At 45.5% G+C, this 8,219-nt stretch carries 5 protein-coding genes; all 5 read left to right on the plus strand.

The features are described from left to right. Positions 1-351 precede the first annotated feature (351 nt). On the plus strand, positions 352-1,488 hold the full coding sequence (locus PRUB_RS09125; protein WP_010385532.1) for a PQQ-dependent sugar dehydrogenase: 1,137 nt from the start codon (positions 352-354) through the stop codon (positions 1,486-1,488). A 497-nt stretch (positions 1,489-1,985) separates the two neighbouring features. Beyond that, the gene (locus PRUB_RS09130; protein ID WP_242065229.1) at positions 1,986-3,233 is read left to right on the plus strand and encodes a hypothetical protein; all 1,248 of its coding nucleotides are present in this window, start codon (positions 1,986-1,988) and stop codon (positions 3,231-3,233) included. Between the two features lie 160 nt (positions 3,234-3,393). Next, complete coding sequence (locus PRUB_RS09135) at positions 3,394-5,589, plus strand: TerD family protein (protein WP_010385533.1); 2,196 nt, start codon at positions 3,394-3,396, stop codon at positions 5,587-5,589. A 297-nt stretch (positions 5,590-5,886) separates the two neighbouring features. Next, positions 5,887-7,092: an N-acyl amino acid synthase FeeM domain-containing protein gene (locus tag PRUB_RS09140; RefSeq protein ID WP_081694379.1), complete on the plus strand. Its 1,206-nt coding sequence runs from the start codon at positions 5,887-5,889 to the stop codon at positions 7,090-7,092. Beyond that, entirely contained in the window at positions 7,092-7,979 is an 888-nt protein-coding gene (locus tag PRUB_RS09145) for a class I SAM-dependent methyltransferase (protein WP_010385536.1), read from the plus strand. Before PRUB_RS09140 ends, PRUB_RS09145 begins: the two co-directional genes overlap by 1 nt. The last annotated feature ends 240 nt before the right edge of the window (positions 7,980-8,219 follow it).

The following is an 8,219-nucleotide window of genomic DNA, read 5'->3' on the forward strand; positions in this document are numbered from 1 at the left end:
GTTAAAGACTTCGGAATTAGCGTTTGTGTTTGTAAAACTTGTAGTGAAAATGCAGTCAGGCTGTTTTTATCCAAACCCAAACAAAGTTACCGAGATAAAACAAATTACAATAACTATCATAAAGTTAAAGACAACCCAGTTGTAGCTAACACCGACAAAGTTAAAGAAAGGTTAGGAATGATAGAGTCATGAGCCATTCTGGCGGCATTTCTACTCAACTGACTTAAGTGAGCAAAAATTCGTCCACACGCAACCCCAAAAGGATACCTGTCACTTACCGCACCTGCCGACATTTTTTACCAAAACACGCTAACCTGTGAGTATCTTTCTGTGGACTTAAGTTGAACAAGCATGAAGAAAACACTAAACAAAATTGCGTTAAGCTTATTATTTATCTCTGCTCAAAGCGTTCAGGCTGTGGAGCCGCAGACCATCGAACTGGCAAAGAGCGCGGACAACTATCAGCTGGAGCTGGTAGCCAGAGGCATTCAGATCCCCTGGGGAATGGTTTGGCTAAATGACAAGGAATTGCTGGTCACGGACAGGTCGGGTCAGCTCCGCCTGATCAAAGAAGGGAAACTAATCGACAAGCCAATTGAAGGCGTACCTGAGGTACATGCAGAGCGCCAGGGTGGCCTGCTGGATATCGAGATCGATCCTAACTTCGATAAAAATGGCTGGATCTACTTTTCTTATTCGGGCTTTGAAGGCAAAGAAAAAGGCAGTAACACTTCTATCATGCGTGCCCGACTGAAAGACATGAAGCTGATCGATAAGCAATTAATATTTGATGGCTACCCAAATACCGAACGTGCGTTCCATTTTGGTTCTCGTATTGAATTCGATAAAGACGGCTATCTGTATTTTTCAATCGGTGACCGGGGCAATCGGGATGTACACCCCCAACGTTTAGATCACGATGCTGGCAAAATACACCGTATCAATGCTGATGGCAGCATCCCGAAATCTAACCCGTTTGCAAAACACAAAGATGCACGGAAAAGTGTCTACTCGTATGGCCACAGAAACCCACAGGGTATGGCTATGCACCCTGAAACCGGCGAGATCTGGACACATGAACATGGCCCGCGCGGCGGCGATGAAATTAACATAATCAAGCCAGGACGCAACTACGGCTGGCCCGTCATTACTTATGGGATCAACTACAACGGCACCAAGATCACCGATGAGACCTCCCGTACCGGTATGCAACAACCGGACTGGGTTTGGGTACCTTCAATCGCCCCCTCAGGAATGGCGTTCGTTACCAGTGATAAATATCCACACTGGCAAGGTCACCTGGTTGTTGGCGCGATGAAGTTTGCTCACCTGGTATTAGTTGAGCTCGATGGCAACAAGGTGGTTGGTCATAGTAAACTCTTCGAAGGTGCCGGGCGCGTTCGCAGCATCGCCACGCATCCGAACGGTGATCTCTACCTGGGTATAGACGGCAGCGGGATCTTTAAAGTGGTACCCAAAACCAAATAGTCAGTAATACCATCTTCCCGGCCACCGAGCCGGGAGTTATTTGACCTAGAGTACACCAACCAGTAACGGGGTTTACCTATCTAATACCAATTTGCTTAATTAAGTGATCTATTTTGAGGCGAGAAAAAAGGGTCGATAACAAGGCAAAAATTTTGCTATTTAGTTGTTCTAAATGAGAAATTTTTAACGCTGTTAGCGTCCTATTTGCTCCTTCAAATAGACCAGGTATTAAGTGAAATTGGTATAAACCCAACCCTTTATAAACCATTCAAGCAAAAAATGCAGGCCCTTGGAGGCTATCATTAAGCGTTTAAATTCAGTTGACCAACAGCAATGAACACAAGTTTCTTGAAGATAGTGTAGCAATGTAAAGGGGAAACGCGAGACGTTGAAAGTTGAGGAAAGCGGTGTACCTAGATATCATAATGTATTAGAAGGAAGGTACACCATAGCCTCGATTCTAGTCTAACACAAAATAAAGTTATGAAGAGAGTTTAATGTCACAAATGTTGGAAGATGATTTCTGGGCAAAGATTCTGCGCAAGCACGTATCTGAGGAAGATGCCTCAAAAGATAATCCAGATTCAAACCCGTATCTCCCCTTTCCTGCCCAGGAAATAGCCATACGCAAGAAGCTCTCAGTTGTATTGCCTGCTTTGGCGTCGAGCCGGGAAGAAAGCAAAATGCAACTTCAGCTTGAAGCCATCGAACTGGGGTTTATTTTTGAGGACGAGGCACTCAATGCTCTTGTCTGTAATCCCCAGCAAAGCGCATCGATATTTCAGACTCTTCAGACTTTAGTGGGGGCAGATAAGGTATGGGAGCCACTATATCCCAATTTCCCAAAGCAAGTTTATGATGCACACCAGGTCGAACTATTCTTTAATGCCATAGGGCACTATTTTAGCCAGGGAGCCTGGCAACCAGATTACACCAAAGAACTCAGATTGCCATTGTCAGAGGCTGTCAAGTTAAAGCCCATTGGACTGATTTCGAGTAACGAGTATATTCGCATTTTCAGTGAAATACTTTCCAGCAACGCGTCACTTCCCGAGTTTGACCGGGAAATTATTCGTCACTTTGTCAGCCACTTTGACGAACAAATACTGGAAAAACATATACCAGATGACATTCCATTTAAGGAGACGCGCTGCCAGCTAATCGCTGAAGGCAGACTGGCCAATATGCCGTCAATTTCAGAGCTTCCTCTTGCCACTGCAACAGATATCCTGCGCGTTGCAACGCACTTGTCTCAAGGAGATATATCACTGGCCTCAAATACGAAGTTCAAGTTGAGCAAAGCAGATCGCCGTTGGCTTGTCGAAAAGCTAGAGCCAGTTATCAACATAGATGACATTATTCGCCAAAAGGGAAAATGGAAACGATTGTTTCATTGTTTACACATTGGAACATTCGAAGAGGCACCTGTTAGCAGAGAAATCGCAGCCAAACTCAGAAATGGCAAGCTTCAGGGATACAATGGCATTATTGAACAAGCACTGGCAGATCGGTCGCTGACGCCTCTTTTAGACCTGCTTGCTAAAAAACCCGGAGAGTTTGCAAGGCGGGTCGACCACCTACTTCGTGTGTTCTCTGAAGATGAAGCGAAAGTCATACTGGACAGATTTTCAGGCGTAATTTCAGATGTCGATACTACCCAACCCTTTATAAACCATTCAAGCAAAAAATGCAGGCCCTTGGAGGCTATCATTAAGCGTTTAAATTCAGTTGACCAACAGCAATGAACACAAGTTTCTTGAAGATAGTGTAGCAATGTAAAGGGGAAACGCGAGACGTTGAAAGTTGAGGAAAGCGGTGTACCTAGATATCATAATGTATTAGAAGGAAGGTACACCATAGCCTCGATTCTAGTCTAACACAAAATAAAGTTATGAAGAGAGTTTAATGTCACAAATGTTGGAAGATGATTTCTGGGCAAAGATTCTGCGCAAGCACGTATCTGAGGAAGATGCCTCAAAAGATAATCCAGATTCAAACCCGTATCTCCCCTTTCCTGCCCAGGAAATAGCCATACGCAAGAAGCTCTCAGTTGTATTGCCTGCTTTGGCGTCGAGCCGGGAAGAAAGCAAAATGCAACTTCAGCTTGAAGCCATCGAACTGGGGTTTATTTTTGAGGACGAGGCACTCAATGCTCTTGTCTGTAATCCCCAGCAAAGCGCATCGATATTTCAGACTCTTCAGACTTTAGTGGGGGCAGATAAGGTATGGGAGCCACTATATCCCAATTTCCCAAAGCAAGTTTATGATGCACACCAGGTCGAACTATTCTTTAATGCCATAGGGCACTATTTTAGCCAGGGAGCCTGGCAACCAGATTACACCAAAGAACTCAGATTGCCATTGTCAGAGGCTGTCAAGTTAAAGCCCATTGGACTGATTTCGAGTAACGAGTATATTCGCATTTTCAGTGAAATACTTTCCAGCAACGCGTCACTTCCCGAGTTTGACCGGGAAATTATTCGTCACTTTGTCAGCCACTTTGACGAACAAATACTGGAAAAACATATACCAGATGACATTCCATTTAAGGAGACGCGCTGCCAGCTAATCGCTGAAGGCAGACTGGCCAATATGCCGTCAATTTCAGAGCTTCCTCTTGCCACTGCAACAGATATCCTGCGCGTTGCAACGCACTTGTCTCAAGGAGATATATCACTGGCCTCAAATACGAAGTTCAAGTTGAGCAAAGCAGATCGCCGTTGGCTTGTCGAAAAGCTAGAGCCAGTTATCAACATAGATGACATTATTCGCCAAAAGGGAAAATGGAAACGATTGTTTCATTGTTTACACATTGGAACATTCGAAGAGGCACCTGTTAGCAGAGAAATCGCAGCCAAACTCAGAAATGGCAAGCTTCAGGGATACAATGGCATTATTGAACAAGCACTGGCAGATCGGTCGCTGACGCCTCTTTTAGACCTGCTTGCTAAAAAACCCGGAGAGTTTGCAAGGCGGGTCGACCACCTACTTCGTGTGTTCTCTGAAGATGAAGCGAAAGTCATACTGGACAGATTTTCAGGCGTAATTTCAGATGTCGATACTCGGGTTCTGGTACAAATGTTGGGGCACTTTAACCATCGTAGCGCCTGCGAGAGCGCAACAAGCGGCGCTGATCAGAACACTGTAACAATGACTCGGGTCGCGATACCAAAAGGCCAAATAGCCAAAGCAATGGTGCTTAACGGTGACTTACCACGGATTGCCGCGTCGATACTGCAAAGATTAGTTGAGATGATAACAAATGCACTTATGGCGCGCTTTTCGCGATTGCCCGGCCTCGGTAAAGTCTGGATAGCTCCGGCATTAGCAAAAGCGCCGGTGCCGCTGCAAATGCGAACCGCTGCTGAAGGGTTGAAGGTTGTTCAACGCGGAACCAGGTTACCGATGGGCGACAAAAATGTGCTGCGATTTTTTGTCCATTGGATCGGAGACGACATCGACTTATCAGCGTGTTTCTTAACCGACTCCTTGACTTTTCACTCAGAAATTGCCTATTACGCGCTTCGTAGCGACGAGTCTTGTAACAACTACAGGGCTGTCCACAGTGGCGACATAACCCATGCACCAGAGCCGCATGGCGCGTGCGAATTTATTGATATAGAGCTCGACTCTATCACAGACATCAGCATTCGTTATATCTCGCTGGATGTTAGGGTTTACTCAGGTGGCCCATTACCCGAACAACAAGCCAATGCAGGGTGGATGTTTCGAGAGCAGCAAGGCCAGGCCGGTGAAATATTTGATGCAACGACAGTAGAACAAAGAATCTCCATTAGTGCGACAAGTCATTCATGCATGGTTGCGGTATTCGATATTAAAGAACGAGAGGTTATCTGGCTTGATCTGGCCGGCTCTTCTAACCAGCTTGAGTCTTGTAATAATGTCCACAACAATCGCACCAATATTGAAACGCTGCTCAAAGCGTCTTTAAACTTCCACCAGGTATCTGTTTATGACCTTTTAAAACTACACGTATTAAGCCGGGGGGAACTCGCGGCGTCGGAACAAGAAGCCGAGCTAATATTAGATGAAAACTTGGTATATCAGAGCAATGTGATTAATTCGGAATATCTCTGCTAGCTTGCTTTCTATGGGGCGTGGCCCATCGCCCCTCAGCGAGCATTATGCTGTTTATTCCGCAGCCACATTCTTCAAATAAAATTTTCACTCTCCTTTGTCAAATATTGCTGAATATTAAAGTGCATAATGAAAATGCGCACTTCTCAGCGGTGTCCACAAGACTAATATACCCGCCGGTCGTTGTGAACAGATCACTAAACTCCCGCCTCCCCACGACTATTTCATTAATCGTTTTATAATTTTAATAAATAAAGGTTACAATACAGTTTTGCAATAAACAATATAAAGTCCTGTTCAATGTCTATCAGAGTCAAAGTTGCTACTACGCCGGTTGAGCTTAATCATGTATACCAACTTAGGTATCGGGTTTACGTGAAAGAATACGCCTATATGCAGGCAAATCCGCAACACATTATTATGGATATGTTTGATGGTATGCCTGATAGCTATAATATTATCGCCTATGATGGCGAAACACCGGTTGGCACTATACGTGTGGTTATCGATGGTGCGCTAAGACTGCCAGCGGATCAGATGTACGACTTCAACCAATACCGCATGCAACTTATTGAACAAGCCCAATCACAGGACTTACCCCTCCCTTTGCTGGCGAACTCGGGCATGTTTGCGATTGATGCCAGATGGCGAAATCGTCGCGATTTATTTCGGGCGCTTTTTAAACTGAGCTGTGATATCGGCGAAGTAAGAGGCGTCACTGATATAATCACGACCGCGAACATAGAAACGCTGGCCCTATACAAACGCATGGGCCTGAAAGCCCTGGGCGCACAAGTCCGTCATGAACATATTTCCGTTTCTATGGTGCCTATGCACTGCACCATGCAGCAGATCACTCAATGGGCATTTGGTGGCCCAAGAACACACTCAAAACTGACCGAGTTATTCTCACAATGCTACGAGTATTTGCTGGTCAGCGCTGGCACAGAGATTTTTAACACAGCAGATGAAAATGCGAATGAAGCTTACCTCATCAGCAGTGGCGCCATCAGCATCACCATGGACACCACGACCGAACAACAGGACTTTGACCTTGCGACCCTAACGGCCGGAGAGTTATTCGGTGAATCATGTCTGTTTGATGAACAGGCACGCACAGTCAACGCTACAGCCATCGTAAACACAGATCTGTTGGTACTAAAGAAAAAAGACTTCTGGCACCAGGTCAATCAAGATCAGAGCTATATGAAAGTGGTCCTTCAAGTGATGGAACAAAAACTTCGAGATGTCGGCCGAAGAGCACTCATTTACGCACATGCCTCACGCGAAGAAAGGTTAGCGTTTTTTCTGGAGCAACTGGCAAAAACCGCACAACCTATGCTGCGAAAGCCGCATCAACGTGTTGTCAGAATGGGTGGACATGCGTTTTCTGTTATCTCGGGGATTAAGCGTGATGAAAGCCAGGCATTTTTGGAACGCCAGGCTCAGGCAGGCTGTATCGGCCTAACAGAAAACAGCATTGTTTTTTATCGTGAGGCCAGATAATGAAAGACAATGAAGCCAGCTCTACCGCTTTTACCGTCGCTCAGGGCCTGTTATTTGCCGCCAAAAACTCTCCACACGGAAACTTAGTCGACGAGAACGTGATTTCAGTATCACGCCAGATAATGCAGGGCAGCCTGCATGGCCGCCATAGGCTTAAACAGCTCGATAATTGGTGGTTCTGCAAATTTTCTAAATTAAAGGAGCGCCTGTTGCTGCCGGGTATTTCTCTGCATTATGTGCTGCGTAAGCGGCATATTGAGCAACTTACGCTAAATGCTATCTCAGATGGAATCACCCAAGTTGTGGTGCTAGGCGCAGGGTTTGACTCGCTATGTTGGCGTCTTCAACAAGTCCACCCTGAGGTTAACTTTATTGAAATTGATCACCCTTCCACCCAAGCTCTCAAGGTCGAGGCATTCGAAAAGGGAATTGCTCAGAGTCAGAGTATCCATTTTTTGGCTGTGGACTTTGCTCAACAAAAGTTAAATACTGCACTCGCCGAATTTAGCGCATTCAACCGAGAACGTTTAACGCTGTTTATCTGCGAGGGTGTTTTAATGTATTTAAGCGAACAGGACGTCAATCTGCTTTTTGATTCGATCCGGATATTATCTGGCAAGGACACTCAATTTATTTTTTCCACTCTGGAACCCCAGGAAAGCCCCAAAAACACGATACCTAAATTACTGTATCACCATTTGGACAAGCTGGGAGAGCCAATAGTATGGGACATAGACAGCAGCCAAATGCCAGCCTATTTAAAGTCACATGGCTGTACGCTCCACTCGGTTGCAGGCAGCCCGGAGTTAGTCGCACAGCAACTCACTGGCGGACTAAAACAAAAAATGCATCAGGGTGAATACTTAGTTCATTGTACCTTCCAGTGAGCGCACACTTTCTAGCATGATGAACCTAGATATGATTGTCAGGGTGACGAGAAACCGAAGCAACGCTTCGCAGCTATCGTGCAAAGTCGTGCTTTAGCGCGGCCTTTGCGCAAGGTGAAATGAGCTATTTTAGAGAACGCAGACCTATTCACAGCGCAAAAGAGCCCTCCACAAAGAAGTGTATCCAAAGACTGCTAGATACCAGCTTCATGGATGAATAGACAACACCGCTCTGTCTAC

Source organism: Pseudoalteromonas rubra (assembly GCF_000238295.3).
Classification (GTDB): Bacteria; Pseudomonadota; Gammaproteobacteria; order Enterobacterales; family Alteromonadaceae; genus Pseudoalteromonas; species Pseudoalteromonas rubra.